Below are 15,622 nucleotides of genomic sequence, written 5' to 3'. Positions count from 1 at the left end.
TGATGCAGGCCTCCTTCGGGAGGCCTTTTGCATGCGGTGCGCGGTCGCCGCCGCCCGGCACCGCGCCATGGTGCGGTTTTTGCATGTGTAACATGCCCGCCGGACGAACGTCGCCTGCAGCGTTGTGCCACAGGCACAGTGCGGCAAGGCGATGGATCGCAGGCAGAATCTGCGCCGGAACTGTGCAAACATAGTGCACCCCGCCGACCGGCACGGGCACTGTGCGTGCGTGTCGCAAATCACCTCTTTTTTCCTCCAGAAGGAATATTCATGACAGACCTGAAGAAACGCTCTTTGTTCAAGATGGCGGCCATGTCCGCTGTGGCAGCGGCCGTGTTGGCTGGCTGCGGCAAGAAGGAAGAGCCGGCACCGGCCGCTCCCGCAGCCGAACCCGCACCTGCCGCCAAGGCCGAGCCGCTGAAGATCGGTTTCGCCTACGTCGGCCCGGTGGGTGACGGCGGCTGGACGTTCGCGCACGACCAGGCCCGCAAGAAGCTGGAAGCCGAGTTTGGCGACAAGATCCAGACCTCCTTCGTGGAAAGCGTGCCCGAAGGTCCGGACGCCGAGCGCGTGCTGCGCGACCTGGCTTCCCAGGGCAACAAGGTGGTCTTCGGCACCACCTTCGGCTACATGGACAGCATCCAGAAGCTGGCCGGCGACTTCAAGGACGTGAAGTGGGAACACGCCACCGGCTACAAGACCGCCGAGAACGTGCGCACCTATGACAGCCGCACCTACGAAGGCGCCTACCTGGCCGGCATCATCGCCGGCTCGATGACCAAGTCCAACACCCTGGGCATCGTGGGCTCGGTGCCCATCCCCGAAGTGATCCGCAACATCAACAGCTTCACGCTGGGCGCGCAGAGCGTGAACCCCAAGGTCAAGACCAAGGTGGTCTGGGTCAATGAATGGTTCAGCCCTCCCAAGGAAACCGAAGCTGCCACCAGCCTGATCAACGGCGGCGCCGACATCCTGTTCCAGAACACCGATTCGCCTGCCGTGCTGAAGACCGCCGAAGAAAAGGGCATCCGTGCCTTCGGCTGGGATTCGGACATGACCGCCTACGGTCCCAAGGCCCACCTGGGTTCGTCCATCATCAACTGGGCGCCTTACTACTCCAAGGCCGTCAACGATGTGCTGAACAACACCTGGGCCACGGGCAGCAGCTGGTGGGGAGTGAAGGAAGGCGCCATCGATCTGGTGTCCATCGCCGAAGACGTGCCTGCCGAAGCCAAGGCCAAGGTGGAAGAGGTCAAGAAGGGCCTGAAGGAAGGCACGTACGTGATCTGGAAGGGCCCGATCGCCTCCAACGACGGCAAGGAAGTGCTGGCAGCCGACAAGGCCGCCGACGACGCTTTCCTGCAAGGCGTCAACTTCTACGTCAAGGGCGTGGAAGGCAAGGTGCCCGGCGCCAAGTAAGGCGGTATACGCCTGGCGTTATGACGGGTATCAAGCCCGTCAATACTGCTCGGTTATGCAAAGGCTGCCCTCCGGGCAGCCTTTTTGTTTGGAATGATCGCGCCCCATGATGGAAAAAAGCCAGTGGCACCCGCTTGCCCTCTCCCACGATGTGATTGATGCTCCCCTGGCCGTGCGGCTGCTGGAGCAAGACCTGGTGCTCTGGCGCGACACCAGCGGTCGCGCCCAGGCCTTTGTCGACCGCTGCCCGCACCGCGGCGCACGCCTGTCGCTGGGCCGGGTCAACGAAGGCAATCTGGAGTGCCCCTACCATGGCTGGCAGTTCGCAGACAACGGTCAGTGCGTGAAGGTGCCGGCGGTGCCCGGTTTCACGCCGCCACCGCAGCACTGCGTCAAGTCCTTCAACGTGCAGGAAGCCTATGGCCTGGTCTGGGTGCAGCTGCAAGCACCGGAAGGCGCCGACGTGCCACTGCCGGTGTTCGAGGCGGAGGCCAACGACCAGCTGCGCAAGCTCAACTGCGGCCCGTACGACGTGGCAGCCAGCGCACCACGCATCATCGAGAACTTCCTGGACATGTCGCACTTCGGCTTTGTGCATGAAGGCTGGCTGGGCAGCCGCGATGCCACGGCCATGGCGCCTTACCAGGTGGAACCCACGCCCACCGGCGTCAAGGCCACCGGCTGCAAGGCCGTGCAGCCCCAGTCGAACCTGCATTCCACCAAGCCTGCCGAAGTGGAATACACCTATGAAGTGACGGCACCCTACACCGCGCTGCTGACCAAGATCCCGGAAGAGGGCAGCAGCAAGCAGGGCTGGCACGAAGCCATCGGCCTGTTCATCTGCCCGGTCACGCCGGACACCAGCCGCGTCTGGTTCCGCCTGGCGGTGGCCGACTTCGAGTCCACCGACGCCCAGTTGCAGCAGTTCCAGCACACCATCTTCACGCAGGACCAGCCGGTGCTGGAGTCGCAACTGCCCAAGCCGCTGCCGCTGGACCCGCGCGCCGAGCTGCATTCGGCTGCCGACCGCATGTCGTCCGCCTACCGCCGCTATCTGAAAGCCAGTGGCGTCAGTTTTGGCGTGTGCTGACCTCCACCAGGTCCCGGGCCGCTATCGCGGCCTGTGCCATTCCGGGGGAGTGAAGGCCAGGATACAGGGCGGCTCCCGGGCATGGCCCGGTGGCGTACAGGCGGCGATGGCGTACGGTTTTTTGCGCACGGTTCTTGCACCTGGGCCTGGGCGTGCCATATTCGCAGTCTGAGAGCGGCGCGCAGCGCCATAGAGGATTGAAATGCATACTGTGCCCGTCGTGGAAACTTCCCGTCTGCCCCTGTTGCTGCGCGCCATGCCCAAGGCGGAGCTGCACATCCACATCGAGGGCTCGCTCGAGCCCGAGCTGATCTTTGCCCTGGCCGAACGCAATGGCGTGGATCTGCCCTATGCCGACGTGGAGGCGCTGCGTGCCGCCTACGCCTTCACCGATCTGCAGAGCTTTCTGGACATCTACTACGCCGGCGCCAGCGTGCTGCTGCAGGAAGAAGACTTCTACGACATGACCATGGCCTACCTGCGCCGCGCGGTGCAGGACAACGTGGTGCGGGCCGAGATCTTCTTTGACCCGCAGACCCACACCGAGCGTGGCGTGGCCATGGGCACCATCATCCACGGCCTGACGCGGGCCTGCCGCGATGCGCATGCGCAATGGGGCATCAGCGCCGAGCTGATCCTCAGTTTCCTGCGCCATCTGAGCGAGGAAGACGCCATTGCCACGCTGGAAGCGGCCCTGCCGTTCCGCGACCAGTTCATCGGCGTCGGCCTGGACAGCAGCGAGCTGGGCCACCCGCCCGAAAAGTTCACCCGCGTGTTCGCCCGTGCCAAGCAGCTGGGTCTGCGGCTGGTGGCCCATGCCGGTGAAGAAGGGCCGCCCGCCTATGTGTGGGGCGCGCTCAATGCGCTGGCGGTGGAGCGTATCGACCACGGCGTGCAATCCGAAAAAGATGCCGCGCTGATGCAGCACCTGGTCGAACGTGGCATTCCACTGACTGTGTGCCCGCTGTCCAACCTGAAGCTGTGCGTGGTGGATGACCTGACCCAGCACAATCTGCCGCGCATGCTGGATGCGGGGCTGAAGGTGATGGTCAACTCCGACGATCCGGCCTATTTCGGCGGCTACGTCAACGACAACTATGTGCAGCTGTTTGCCGCCACCGGCATGGGGGCCGAGCACGCCTACCAGCTGGCGCGCAACAGCCTGGAAGCCACGTTCGCCAGCCCGCAGCAGCAGGCCGCCTGGGTGCAGCAGCTCGATGCCTGCTTTGCCCGCTTTGCGAACCGCAACTGACCGCCTCTGAGGCGCTGCGCAGCGCTTGCGGCGGGCGGCCCCAGCCGCCGCTGCGGGTGCCTGCCGGCAGGACCGGGGGCGGTCGGTCCCCCGTGTGATCAGTTCGTCTTCTGCGCCGCCAAGGCCGTGCGCAGCTTATCGGCATAGGCCTGCAGCACGGCCATGCCGGGCTCCTTGCGCGGCCAGGTCAGGTGCATGCCGTCGTCCACATGGCGCGGCAGCATGTGCAGGTGGAAGTGGAACACCGTCTGCCCTCCGGCCGCGCCATTGGCCTGGAACAGGGTGATGCCGTCCGGCCCGAAGGCCTGCTCGGCCGCCTGGGCGACGCGCTGGGCGGTCTGCATCACGGCGGCGCATTCGGCGGGCGTCAGCTCCAGCAAGGTGACCGCGTGGCGCTTGGTGGCCACAAGCACATGGCCAGGGTTGACCTGGCCGATGTCCATGAAGGCAATGGTCAGCGCGTCCTCATAGATGGTGGCTGCGGGAATCTCGCCCGCCACCAGCTTGCAGAAGATGCATTGGCCGGGCGGGGAGGTGTCGACAAACATGGGCATGGAACCGTCTCCGAAGACATGACAGCGGGGCGCCGCGCGGCACCGGTGCAGGCCAGTGTGCGCTGCGGTCTATGCGCCCCATGCTACGCATGAGTGGTGCATTGCACCATCGGGGTGAACCGGGCTTGCCAAGCGCCTGCTTCGGGCAATAGCTGTGCTGCGGCAAGGCTTGGGCGATTGGGCCTACAATCCGCGCCTTCGCCCGCTGGACTGCCCCACCGGCTGGCGTTTTCAACTCCGGGCCATGTAGAGGACTACCATGTATAAAAACCTCGCAGCCGCACTCGCGGCCGCTTGCTGTTTGGCCCCTGTCTGGGCTGCATCCCCCCCGAACCCCGCTTCCACTGCCAGCGCGCCTGCCAAGGCGGTGCCGCTGCAACGCCCGGTCAAGGCCGCCTTTGTCTATGTGACGCCCGTGCTGGATGCCGGCTGGACCACCCAGCACGACGCTGGCCGCCGCCAGCTGCAGACCCAACTGGGCGACCAGGTGCAGACCACGGTGGTGGCCGATGTGGCAGAGGGCCCGGATGCCGAGCGTGTCATCCGCGATCTGGCGGCCAATGGCAACGACATCATCTTCACCACCAGCTTCGGCTATATGGAGCCCACGATGCGCGTGGCGCGCGACTTCCCGCAGGTGAAGTTCGAATCCATCACCGGCTACCAGCGTGCAGCCAATGTGGCCACGGCCAATGCGCGCTATTACGAAGGGCGCTATCTGTCGGGCATTGCCGCGGCGCGCCTGAGCCAGACCGGCGTGGCTGGCTTTGTGGCGGGCTTCCCCATTCCCGAAGTGATCCAGGGCATCAACGCCTTTGTGCTGGGCATGCGCAGCGTCAACCCCAAGGCCCAGGTCAAGGTGGTGTGGCTCAATGCCTGGTTCGACCCACCACGCGAGCGTGAAGCCGCCATGGCACTGATGAACGAAGGCGCCGATGTGCTGTCCTTCCAGGTGGCATCGACCGCGGTGATGGGCGCCGCCCAGGAGCGCGGCAAGATGGCCATCGCTTTCCACAGCGACATGCGCAAGGCCGGGCCCCAGGCCCAGTTGCTGGCCGTGACCCACCAGTGGGGCGGCTACGACACGGCCCGCGTGCGTGCCCTGCAGAAGGGCGAATGGAAAAGCCAGGACACCTGGGGCGGTGTGCGCGAAGGCATGATCCGCGTGGACAGCTTCGGTCCGCGCGTGCCCAAGGACGTGCGCATGGAAGTGCAGCAGCGCCAGGACGAAATGGCCCACGGCAAGCTGCATGCCTTCCGCGCCGGTGCCGCGCCCATTCGCGACAACCTGGGCCAGGTGCGCATTCCGGCCGGCAGCACGCTGCCGGACGCGGACATTCTGCAGATGAACTGGCTGGCCGAAGGCGTGGTCGGACAGCTGCCGCGCTGAGCCCTGCTGCCCCGCACCGCAGGCCCTGCCATCGCAGGGGGCGCGGGGTGACGGCCTGCCAGCAGGCATGGCATATGCTTGGAGCCACTCCCAAACCGGAGCGTGTGCGGCGTGCGCAGCAGGGTCGGCATGGCTGATGGGACCTGCACGGATTGCTGCGTGTGCACCACAGGCTCCGGTGTGGTGATGGGCGACCCGCTGCACAGGGCGGCGGGAGCCCGTTAAGCTCCCAGCCTATGAAGATCTACCGCAGCGCCTTGCTCCGCTTTGCCCCCGACGGCAGCCCCTTGTACGACAGCGATGGCCTGCTGGCCACCGCCCCCGATGCCCAGGGGCAGGAACGTGTGGTGGCTGCCGGCAGCTGGCAGGCACTGCAGGCGCAGTACACCCAGCAAGCCGGCGCGCAGGTGCAGCATCTGCCCGGCCGGCTGATCGCCCCGGGCTTTGTGGACATGCACATCCACTACCCGCAGACCGATGTGATCGGCGCCCCGGCCGATGGTCTGCTGCCCTGGCTGGAACATTACACCTTTCCCCACGAGGCGCGTTTTCACGACCGCGCCTATGCCGACGGCGTGGCGGAATTCTTTCTGGACGAGCTGCTGCGCAACGGCGTGACCACGGCGCTGACGTTTGCCACCTCCCACCCCAACTCGGTGGATGCCATCATGACCGCCGCACAGCAGCGCGGCATGCGCATGATTGCCGGCAAGGTGCTGCAGGACCGTCACAGCCCGGACGGCGTGCGCGACGATACCGAGCAGGGGCTGATCGATACCGAAACGCTGATCCAGCGCTGGCATGGCGTGGACCGGCTGGGCTATGCCATTACCCCGCGCTTCGCCCCCACCAGCACGCCCGCCCAGCTGCGGGGCGCAGGGGAGCTGGCGGCCCGATACCGCGATGTGTGGATCCAGTCCCATGTGTCCGAGAACCTGGACGAGATCCGTTGGGTGCGCGAGCTCTTTCCTGCCGCGCGCAGCTACCTGGGGGTGTACGACGACTTCGGCCTGATGCGCGAACGCGCGGTCTACGCCCACTGCATCTGGCTGGACGACGAAGACCGCGCGCTGCTGCGCGAAAAGCACACGGCGGCGGCCATCAGCCCCACCAGCAATTTGTTCCTGTCCAGCGGTTACTTCGACTACCAGAAGGCCGATGCGGCGGATTTTCGCTACGGCCTGGCCAGCGATGTGGGCGGCGGCATGAGCTTTTCACCGTTTCGCACCATGCAGGCGGCCTATGTGGTGGGGCGCGAAGGCCATGCCAAGCAGGGCTTCAGCCTCAAGCCCGGTGCCCTGTGGTGGCAGCACACGGCCGGTGCCGCGCAGGCGCTGGGCCTGGGCGGGGTGATCGGCAATCTGCAGCCGGGCTGCGAGGCGGACTTTGTGGTCCTCAACCCGGCCTGCACACCGCTGCTGGCGCGCAAGACGGCCCAGGCCGAGACGCTGGACGAGCTGCTGTTTGCCATGATCGTGCTGGGTGATGACCGCCTGATTGAGCAAACCATTGTTTCTCAAGCAAAATAGCGCAATTGCGCTGGTTGTATAGCCGCATGGCGCTATCAAAAAACAAGCGAACAGGATTTTCCCAATGAGCATCAAGAGCGACAAATGGATCCGCACCATGGCGGAGCAGCACGGCATGATCGAGCCCTTCGAGCCCGGCCAAGTGCGCCAGGTCGACGGCAAGAAGATCATCAGCTACGGCACCAGCAGCTACGGTTACGACATCCGCTGCGCGCGTGAATTCAAGGTCTTCACCAACATCCACAGCACGGTGGTGGACCCCAAGAACTTCGACGAAAAGAGCTTTGTCGATTTCGAAGGCGACTATTGCATCATCCCGCCCAACAGCTTTGCGCTGGCCCGTACGGTGGAGTATTTCCGCATTCCCCGCGATGTGCTGACGGTGTGCCTGGGCAAGAGCACCTATGCGCGCTGCGGCATCATCGTCAACGTGACGCCGTTCGAGCCGGAGTGGGAAGGCTATGTGACGCTGGAGTTCTCCAACACCACGCCGTTGCCCGCCAAGATCTATGCCGGTGAAGGCTGCGCACAGGTGCTGTTCTTCCAGGGCGACGAGCAGTGCGAGACCAGCTACAAGGACCGCAACGGCAAGTACCAGGGCCAGCATGGCGTGACCCTGCCCAAGGCCTGACGCAGCGGCTGCTGCCCCTCCCATAAAAAAAGCGCGGACCTCCGCGCTTTTTTTATTTGGGGGAATGCTGCGGTGCGTGCAGCGGGGTGACTCGGGTCCGTATCAGGGGATGTAGTGCACCAGGTTGCGCCCGGCATTCTTGGACTGGTAGAGCGCATCGTCGCTGCGGCGCAGCAAGGCGGTGTCGTTGTCTTCGGTGCCGTTCTGCAGCGTGGGGCGCAGCGCAGTGATGCCGGCGCTCAATGTGAGCCGGCCCACCAGCGGCCACTGGTGCTGTTCGATGGCCGCCAGGATCTCGCGCGCAATGCGCTGGGCGGCTTCGGGCGGGGTGTCGGGCAGCAGCACCACAAACTCCTCGCCCCCAAAGCGGGCGATCACGTCCGAATCGCGCAGCCGGCTGCGCAGCTGGTTGGCCACGCTTTTGAGCACCAGATCGCCCACTTCGTGGCCGTAGTTGTCGTTGACCTGCTTGAAATGGTCGATATCCAGCGTCGCCAGGCACAGCGGGCGGCCGCTGCGGCGGGCCAGCGCCATCGCAAACTGCACCTGGGCATCGAAGCCGCGGCGGTTGAGCAGGCCGGTCAGGGGGTCGGTGCTGGCCTGGCGGTCCAGCTCGCGGTTGGCGTCATACAGTTCCTGCGTACGCATTTGCACCTCATGCTCCATGGATTCGTTCGCGGCCAGCAGACGCTGTGTCATGGCGTTGAAGGACTGTGACAGCAGCTGGACTTCGCGGTTGCTCTGCAGCTCGGGAATGGGCACCTGGCGTTCCCCGGCGTCGATGCGGCGGGCGGTCTGGGCCAGGGTGTTGAGCTCGCGCACCATGCGGCGGGCCAGCCACCACACCAGCCAGGTGGCCGTGATGGCGGCCAGCAGACCGGCTCCCATCACGTACAGCATCTGCTGCTGGGCGTCGGCGTAGGCGCTGGCCACCGGCTGGCGCGCCACCACGTACCAGCCCAGGTCGCTGGGGGCATTGCGGGCGGGCAACTGGGCCACGGCGGTCAGAAAATCGTCGCTCTGGTCGTTCCAGCGCACCACGCTGGCCTGGACGCGGGGCTGGCGGTGGTCCGCCTGCAGCTGTTCCGGGCGCAGGGGCAGGGTCTGGTCGACGGCGATGAAAGGCGACAGCTTGCCGCCGGGGGCAAAGATCAGCTTGCCCTGGCGGTCGAAGATGAACAGCGAGATCTGGTCCTCGCGCGAGAAGGTGGGCAGCAGCTCCTGCACCATCTCGCGCGCCCAGTCCCAGCTGGTGTGCATGCCCAGCACGCCGATCAGCTGCCCATCCACCCGGATGGGGGCCGAGAAATCCACCAGCCGCAGCGGCTCGCCCGAGGCGCTGGGGGGCAGCAGCGGCGCCAGCAGCTTGGCGGGCACCACGTCGGACACATAAGGGCCGGAAGCCCCGGCGGTGAACCAGGTGTTGTCGCTGATGTTGCGGCCCACCAACTGGTTGCCGGTGGCATGCACCACCGTGCCCTTGGGGTCGGCAACGCCCACCCAGACGCAGTAGGGGCGGGTCAGGCGGATGCGGGCGAACAGGGCATTCACCTCGGCGGAGGTCAGGCCGTTGCGCCACAGGTCGGGGGAGTGGGCCAGTGCCTGCACCAGCCGGCTGTGGTCGAACAAGGCATCGGAAAGCTGCTTGGCGGCGGTGCTGGACACCACCTGCAAGGCCGCGCCGGCTTCCCGCTGCATGCGGCTTTTGAGCAGCTCGCCAAAGGCGAAGGACAGCATCAGCACCAGGGCTGCCGTCAGACCGCCAAACACCCAGGCCAGCTGCGTTCGCAGGCTGCGCTTGCGCGAGGCCGGCGCCTTGGCGTGCTGGGCCGGCGGCTGCGAACGCGGCGCAAACGGCCCGGCGGGCGGTGCCGTGCCTGCCGGAGGGGTGGTGACCGGAGGTGCCCAATCCGTCTCTTGCATGGTCATGGCTCCTGGAGGGGAGGATCATCGTTGGCGTGCAATGGCTGGCGGTGCATGCGGGCTGCCAGGCGTGCCGCAGCCAGGTCCCAGCCTCCCCAGCCGCAGCTCTTGAACAGCACCGGGCCGGCGGGGCGGGGCCGTTGCCGCGCCAGACTCTGGGCCAATGTGGGAAAGCTTTGCACATCCAGGCCCGCCTGCAGCAGGTCGCCGGCTTCGTGCACGGCTTCGGCGGTGTCGACGATCACCAGGCCTTGCCGGGCGATGTGCTGGCACAGGCTGGGGGCCAGCTCCACCATCTGCGGCGTGAAGGCGCCCACGGCAGCAATGAAGGCGTCGGCCCGGGGGGCATGCTGCAGCACCACCGCCTGGGCACTGGTGCAGGTGACGATATTGGGGCAGTGGGCCGCCGCCTGGGCCAGGTCAGTGGCGGCATAGGCCTGCAGGCCCAGTGCATGGGCATGGTCCAGCAGGTGGCGCACGCTGTCCAGGCTGCGCGATGCCACCCAAACTTCGCGCGTGCCGGCGCCGACCGCAAAGGCCTCCAGATGGGACTTGCCCTGCACGCCCGCACCGATGATGAGCAGCGGACCGCTGGGGTTGGGGGCATGGTGCTGGGCGGCCAGCAGCGACACGGCAGCGGTGCGCCTTGCGGTGACGGTGGGCCCGTCGATGATCAGCTGGCGCTGGCCGGTGGCAATGTCAAAAATCGTCACATCGCCCTGGATGGTGGGGCGCGCCGTTGCAGCATTGCCAGGGGTGAAGGTGATGAGCTTGGTCATTGCCACCTGCGCATCACTGGCGGGCATGCAAAACAGGCTGCCGCCCTGCGGCAAAGGCATCACAATGCGGGGCGGCACCTGCACACTGCCGTCCTGCAGCACGGCTTCCAGTTCGGCAGCCAGGGCTTTCCAGGGCAGCAGTGCCTCGGTGGCCTGCGGGGTGAACAGTCCTTGCATGGCGTGCACGGCAGAGGGGGCGGTAGGGGGCACAGACATCACTTGCATGTGGCTTTATACCGTGGGCGTTTGCGATGGGCTAGGTGGTCTGTCCGGGCCTTGTGTCAAGGTGTGGCGTGTTCTCCTACAAAGCCTGGCGCTAAAGTGAGTTCGCACTCTCGCGGTGGCTGCGTAGCATCCAGCGCTTATGGTTTTGTGGGCATGTACATATGGAATCTGGTCAGGAAAAAGGAATCGCTCACCGTACGGCGGCACGCTGGCAATGGGCGGTGGTGGGGGTGGGCATCGCCACCATTGCGCTCCTGCTGTGGACCTTTGTCGGGACGCTGGACGATCACATGAGCCAGTCCCGGGAAATGAGCCGCAATGCCCAGTGGCATGTGCACGCCCCGGTCGAAGGCGCCCAGGCGGCCGTGTTGCTGCAAGGCGGCGAACCCTGAGCAGCCGTGCCGGCGCGACTTCATAATGGCGCCCCACAGCGCATCAGGAGCAGACCATGAAGTGGGAAGGTAACCGCGAGTCGGACAACGTCGAAGATCGCCGCTCGGACGGCGGCGGTGGGGGAGGTCCCATCTTCGGTGGCCGCAGCATCGGCATTGGCACCATTGTGGTGGCCCTGGTGGGCGGCTGGGTGCTGGGCGTCAACCCGCTGACGATTCTGAGCCTGCTCAGCGGCGGAGGTGGTGGCGGGCAGGTCGTGCAGCAGCAGTCGCCTGCGCAGGCACCACCGGCCCATGACACCATGGCCCGTTTCGTCTCGACCGTGCTGGCCGACACCGAAGACGTGTGGACCGACATCTTCCGCCAGGGCGGCAGCCAGTACCGGGACCCCAAGCTGGTGCTGTTCCGGGGCGCCGTGGGCACGGCCTGCGGCACCGGCCAGTCGGCCATGGGCCCGTTCTACTGCCCGGGCGACCAGAAGGTCTATATCGATCTGTCGTTCTACGACCAGCTCAAGAACCAGCTGGGCGCTCCCGGTGACTTTGCCCAGGCCTATGTGATCGCCCATGAGGTGGGTCACCACGTGCAGAACCTGCTGGGGATCAGCGGCAAGGTCGACGAGATGCGCGGCCGTGTCAGCAAGGTGGAATACAACCGGCTGTCCGTGAAGCTGGAGTTGCAGGCCGACTGCCTGGCCGGCGTCTGGGCCCACCATGCCCAGAATGCACGCCAGATCCTGGAGCAGGGCGATGTGGAAGAAGCCATGAATGCCGCGGCCAAGATCGGTGACGACGCGCTGCAGCGTGCCCAGACCGGTCAGGTGGTGCCGGACAGCTTCACCCACGGCACCAGTGCCCAGCGCCAGCGCTGGTTCATGACTGGGCTCAAGAGCGGCAGCGTCAATTCCTGCGACACCTTCTCGGCGGCATCGCTGTAACTGGGGCGCAGCAGGCGCAGGTGTTGGCATGGCGCCACATCTGTGCTATCAAATTCTGCACGGGGCGTACGCCCTCCCGGTATTCCCGGCGTAAGAGGGCCGGGCGGGTGACCGCTGTCGCAGTCCGGATTTGTAGAGCGCCAACAGCTGTCAATGCGGGCAGTGCGACAATAGCGGTATCCATGACAAGTTCTTTTTCCTCTCTCCTCTTGGCGGAGCCTCTGGCACGCGCTGTGGCCGAAATGGGCTACGAGTCGATGACCCCCATCCAGGCGCAGGCGATCCCCGTGGTCCTGACCGGCAAGGATGTGATGGGTGCAGCCCAGACCGGCACCGGCAAGACAGCGGCTTTTTCGCTGCCCCTGCTGCAGCGGCTGATGCGCCATGAGAACAGCTCGGCATCGCCTGCGCGCCATCCGGTGCGGGCGCTGGTGTTGCTGCCCACGCGCGAGCTGGCCGACCAGGTGGCCCAGCAGATCGCGCTGTACGCCAAGCACACCAAGCTGCGCAGCACCGTGGTGTTCGGCGGCATGGACATGAAGCCCCAGACCCTGGAGCTGAAGAAGGGCGTGGAAGTGCTGGTGGCCACCCCCGGCCGCCTGCTGGACCACATCGAAGCCAAGAATGCCGTGCTCAACCAGGTGGAATACGTGGTGCTGGACGAGGCCGACCGCATGCTCGACATCGGTTTCCTGCCCGATCTGCAGCGCATCCTGTCGCACCTGCCCAAGAACCGCACCACCTTGCTGTTCTCCGCCACGTTCTCGCCCGAGATCAAGCGCCTGGCCGGCAGCTACCTGCAAGACCCGGTGACCATCGAAGTGGCCCGCCCCAACGAGACCGCTTCCACCGTGGAGCAGCGTTTCTACAGCGCCAACGACGACGACAAGCGCCGCACCATCTGTGCCGTGCTCAAGGACCGCGGCATCCGCCAGGCCTTTGTGTTTTCCAACAGCAAGCTGGGCTGTGCCCGCCTGACCCGTGCGCTGGAACGCGACGGTCTGCGCGCCGCCGCCCTGCACGGTGACAAGAGCCAGGACGAACGGCTCAAGGCGCTGGAAGCCTTCAAGGCCGGCGAAGTGGACCTGCTGGTGTGCACCGACGTGGCGGCACGCGGTCTGGACATCAAGGATGTGCCGGCCGTGTTCAACTACGACGTGCCGTTCAATGCCGAAGACTATGTACACCGTATCGGTCGCACCGGCCGTGCCGGCGCCTCCGGCCTGGCGGTGACCCTGGTGTCCAATTCGGACGGCAAGCTGGTGAGCGATATCGAGAAGCTCATCAAGAAGAAGATCGACGTGGAGAACTATCCACTGCCGTCGTTCCAGCGCCGCGACCGCAGCGAGCGCGACCACGGCAGCCGCGAAGGCCGGTCGGAGCACAGCCGTGACCATGGTCGCAGCCGCCGTGGCCACGACGAGGGCGATACCGGTTACGGCTCGGCCCATTCCGCCGGCTACCGCCCGGTGGGCCGTGGCATGGCACGCCCGTTGCGCGCCGGCTCTTCCGATCCCTTCTTCGACAAGCCCTACGAGGCCCCGGCCGGAACGGCCGCACCGGCGGCCTGGGATGCGGCTTCCGCACCCGTGGCGCCGGGCTGCAGCCCCAGTATCCGTACCAAGCGCAAGGTGGCGGCGCTGTTCAAGCCCGCAGGCAGTTTCTGATACCGCAGGGCGTTGGAGGCCTCTCCAGCGCCTTCGCTCTGCGGATACACCTGCAGAGCCCTTCGCACCACTGTGCCAAGCCAGCAATCCTGCTGGCTTTTTTCATGGTGGCTGGCTGTCTGTGGGGTCTGTACAGCCGCTCAGCCGGGACGCTGGGCCTGTTCGCAGTCGATCTGGATCAGCTCGCGCACCTGCAGATCATTCTCCACGCGCACAGCGGTCAGCTGCCCGCCCCAGACACAGCCGGTGTCCAGTGCCATCAGCTGCGGCTGGTTGATCAGGCCCAGCGTGGACCAGTGGCCAAAGGCCACCACATGCTGCGCCGTCTGGCGGGCAGGGCAGGTGAACCAGGGCATCAGGCCTTCGGGAGCCTGTGCGGCCGATTCGGTGCTCTCAAAGTCCATGCGGCCTTCGGGCGTGCAAAAGCGGATGCGCGTCAGGGTGTTGACGATGGCGCGCAGGCGGTCGGCGCCGGTCAGGGCCTCATTCCACTGATCGGGCAGGTTGCCATACATCTGCTGCAGAAAGTCCGGCAGCGCCGGGCTGGTCAGCACCTGCTGCACTTCGGCGGACAGGGCCAGTGTCTGCTCCAGCGTCCAGCTGGGCTGCACACCGGCGTGCACCATCAGCACCTGCCGGCCTTGTGCATCGGTCCAGCTGCGGGCCAGCGGCTGCTGGCACAGCCAGTCCAGCAGGGCCGCGCGGTCGGGCGCCTCCAGCACGCTGGCCAGCGTGTCGCGGCGCGATGATTTGCGCATGCCGTGTGCGGCGGCCAGCAGGTGCAGGTCGTGGTTGCCCAGCACGGGCTGTACGGCGTCGCCCCAGGCCATGCACTGGCGCAGCACGCCGGCGGAGTCGGGACCCCGGTTGACCAGGTCCCCCAGCAGGTACAGGGTATCGCGGCTGGGCGAGAACTCCACCTGCTGCAGCAGGTTCAGGAAGGCGCTGTGACATCCCTGGATGTCACCAATGAAATAACGGGCCAATGCAAACTCCGAAAAAATCGATTCCCTGGGTGCCGGCAGGCGTGGCAGTCGCCCGGTGCAAGGCATATGGCTGCGATTATCGGTCCACAGCCCATACCCGTGGATAGGGCATTGCGGTGGCGGCGAAGATATGCAGGTAACGGAAATGAACTTGCAAGGCGCTTTGTCGGTACCTTTTCTCGGAAAATCCGGGTGTTACATTTCTCCTGCAATATGGCTGCACAGAATTTTTATAATATGCACTTGTGGATACTGCGTACCCACAAAAAAACCCAGATTGCGTATTTGTTTTTATAATCCTCCCAATTATTGAAAGGATGCAATCCATGACCTCTTACAAAGAGCTACTGCAGCAGCGCGAACAGCTGGAACAGAAGATTCAAGAAGCACGCAAGAGCGAACTGAGCGACGCTGTTGCCAAGGTGCGCGCCCTGGTGGCCGAATATGGCCTGAGCGCTGACGACGTGTTTCCGCCTGCCAAAGCCACCCGTGGCGCAGGTCAAGGTGGCAAAGTTGCTCCGAAGTACCGCAATCCCGAAACCGGCCAGACCTGGACCGGCCGTGGCAAGGCGCCCAAGTGGATTGAAAACCAGGATCGCGAAAAGTTCGCTATCTAAGCCTTTATGGCAGACAACAGCCCGCTTTCAGCGGGCTTTGTTTTTTGTGGCTTGAATCTGCTGCGTCGCCGCGGTATTGCGGCTGAACGCTGCTGCGGATAAGCCTGTCCGGTATGCAAGCGGCTTATGCCAGGCCCGCAAAGTGCGGACACAACATATTCCATTTCGGCCAGTGGTAATGCCAGGGTTTCGCCGTATGGCGATTTCAGGGACAGAATCAACAGACTGCG

14 protein-coding genes are annotated in these 15,622 nt (G+C 65.4%); 10 read left to right on the top strand and 4 right to left on the bottom strand.

The genetic code is table 11. From position 1 onward, the window contains the following. Positions 1-270: 270 nt before the first annotated feature. The 3 genes from CT3_RS16425 (at position 271) to CT3_RS16415 (ending at position 3,761) form a co-directional block, all read left to right on the top strand. Positions 271-1,419, top strand: coding sequence for a BMP family ABC transporter substrate-binding protein (locus tag CT3_RS16425; protein ID WP_066536631.1), 1,149 nt, complete (start codon positions 271-273; stop codon positions 1,417-1,419). Between the two features lie 106 nt (positions 1,420-1,525). Beyond that, a complete protein-coding gene (locus CT3_RS16420) occupies positions 1,526-2,509 on the top strand; it encodes an aromatic ring-hydroxylating dioxygenase subunit alpha (RefSeq protein ID WP_066536628.1) in 984 nt (327 codons plus the stop codon). Positions 2,510-2,711: 202 nt separating this feature from the next. Continuing rightward, complete coding sequence (locus CT3_RS16415) at positions 2,712-3,761, top strand: adenosine deaminase (RefSeq protein WP_066536625.1); 1,050 nt, start codon at positions 2,712-2,714, stop codon at positions 3,759-3,761. A gap of 98 nt (positions 3,762-3,859) precedes the next feature. On the opposite strand, the gene CT3_RS16410 is transcribed toward CT3_RS16415, so the two are convergent. Continuing rightward, complete coding sequence (locus CT3_RS16410) at positions 3,860-4,315, bottom strand: HIT family protein (RefSeq protein WP_066536622.1); 456 nt, start codon at positions 4,313-4,315, stop codon at positions 3,860-3,862. Positions 4,316-4,574: 259 nt separating this feature from the next. On the opposite strand from CT3_RS16410, the gene CT3_RS16405 reads away from it, so the two are divergent. The 3 genes from CT3_RS16405 (at position 4,575) to dcd (ending at position 7,865) form a co-directional block, all read left to right on the top strand. Beyond that, complete coding sequence (locus tag CT3_RS16405; RefSeq protein WP_066536619.1) at positions 4,575-5,705, top strand: BMP family ABC transporter substrate-binding protein; 1,131 nt, start codon at positions 4,575-4,577, stop codon at positions 5,703-5,705. A 236-nt stretch (positions 5,706-5,941) separates the two neighbouring features. Continuing rightward, entirely contained in the window at positions 5,942-7,234 is a 1,293-nt protein-coding gene (gene guaD / locus CT3_RS16400) for a guanine deaminase (protein WP_066536616.1), read from the top strand. A gap of 64 nt (positions 7,235-7,298) precedes the next feature. Further along, positions 7,299-7,865: a dCTP deaminase gene (gene dcd, locus CT3_RS16395; RefSeq protein ID WP_066536613.1), complete on the top strand. Its 567-nt coding sequence runs from the start codon at positions 7,299-7,301 to the stop codon at positions 7,863-7,865. A 102-nt stretch (positions 7,866-7,967) separates the two neighbouring features. Here dcd and CT3_RS16390 read toward each other — a convergent pair whose 3' ends face one another. Both CT3_RS16390 and CT3_RS16385 read right to left on the bottom strand, forming a co-directional pair. Beyond that, a complete protein-coding gene (locus CT3_RS16390; protein ID WP_083520448.1) occupies positions 7,968-9,788 on the bottom strand; it encodes a sensor domain-containing diguanylate cyclase in 1,821 nt (606 codons plus the stop codon). A gap of 2 nt (positions 9,789-9,790) precedes the next feature. Further along, entirely contained in the window at positions 9,791-10,783 is a 993-nt protein-coding gene (locus CT3_RS16385) for a delta(1)-pyrroline-2-carboxylate reductase family protein (protein ID WP_370510785.1), read from the bottom strand. A 170-nt stretch (positions 10,784-10,953) separates the two neighbouring features. Between CT3_RS16385 and CT3_RS16380 the strand changes: the two genes are divergently transcribed. The 3 genes from CT3_RS16380 to CT3_RS16370 all read left to right on the top strand — a co-directional run bounded on the left by CT3_RS16380 (position 10,954) and on the right by CT3_RS16370 (position 13,789). Next, the gene (locus CT3_RS16380; RefSeq protein ID WP_115594628.1) at positions 10,954-11,184 is read left to right on the top strand and encodes a hypothetical protein; all 231 of its coding nucleotides are present in this window, start codon (positions 10,954-10,956) and stop codon (positions 11,182-11,184) included. Positions 11,185-11,240: 56 nt separating this feature from the next. Beyond that, positions 11,241-12,122 (top strand): KPN_02809 family neutral zinc metallopeptidase, encoded by an 882-nt coding sequence (ypfJ, locus tag CT3_RS16375; RefSeq protein ID WP_066536605.1) that lies wholly within the window; start codon positions 11,241-11,243, stop codon positions 12,120-12,122. A 182-nt stretch (positions 12,123-12,304) separates the two neighbouring features. After that, the gene (locus CT3_RS16370) at positions 12,305-13,789 is read left to right on the top strand and encodes a DEAD/DEAH box helicase (RefSeq protein WP_066536602.1); all 1,485 of its coding nucleotides are present in this window, start codon (positions 12,305-12,307) and stop codon (positions 13,787-13,789) included. Positions 13,790-13,929: 140 nt separating this feature from the next. Here the strand turns inward: CT3_RS16370 and CT3_RS16365 are convergent, their stop codons facing one another. Further along, positions 13,930-14,775 carry a symmetrical bis(5'-nucleosyl)-tetraphosphatase gene (locus CT3_RS16365; RefSeq protein WP_066536599.1) on the bottom strand — a complete coding sequence of 282 codons (846 nt, stop codon included), beginning with the start codon at positions 14,773-14,775 and terminating at the stop codon, positions 13,930-13,932. Positions 14,776-15,101: 326 nt separating this feature from the next. Here CT3_RS16365 and CT3_RS16360 point away from each other — a divergent pair, with 326 nt between their 5' ends. Further along, positions 15,102-15,392, top strand: a complete 291-nt coding sequence (locus tag CT3_RS16360) for an H-NS histone family protein (RefSeq protein WP_066537369.1) — start codon at positions 15,102-15,104, stop codon at positions 15,390-15,392. Positions 15,393-15,622 lie beyond the last annotated feature (230 nt).

Source organism: Comamonas terrigena NBRC 13299 (assembly GCF_006740045.1).
GTDB lineage: Bacteria > Pseudomonadota > Gammaproteobacteria > Burkholderiales > Burkholderiaceae_C > Comamonas > Comamonas terrigena.
The sequence above is the reverse complement of the archived record's forward strand: the minus strand, read 5'-3'. Positions and strand labels throughout refer to the sequence as shown.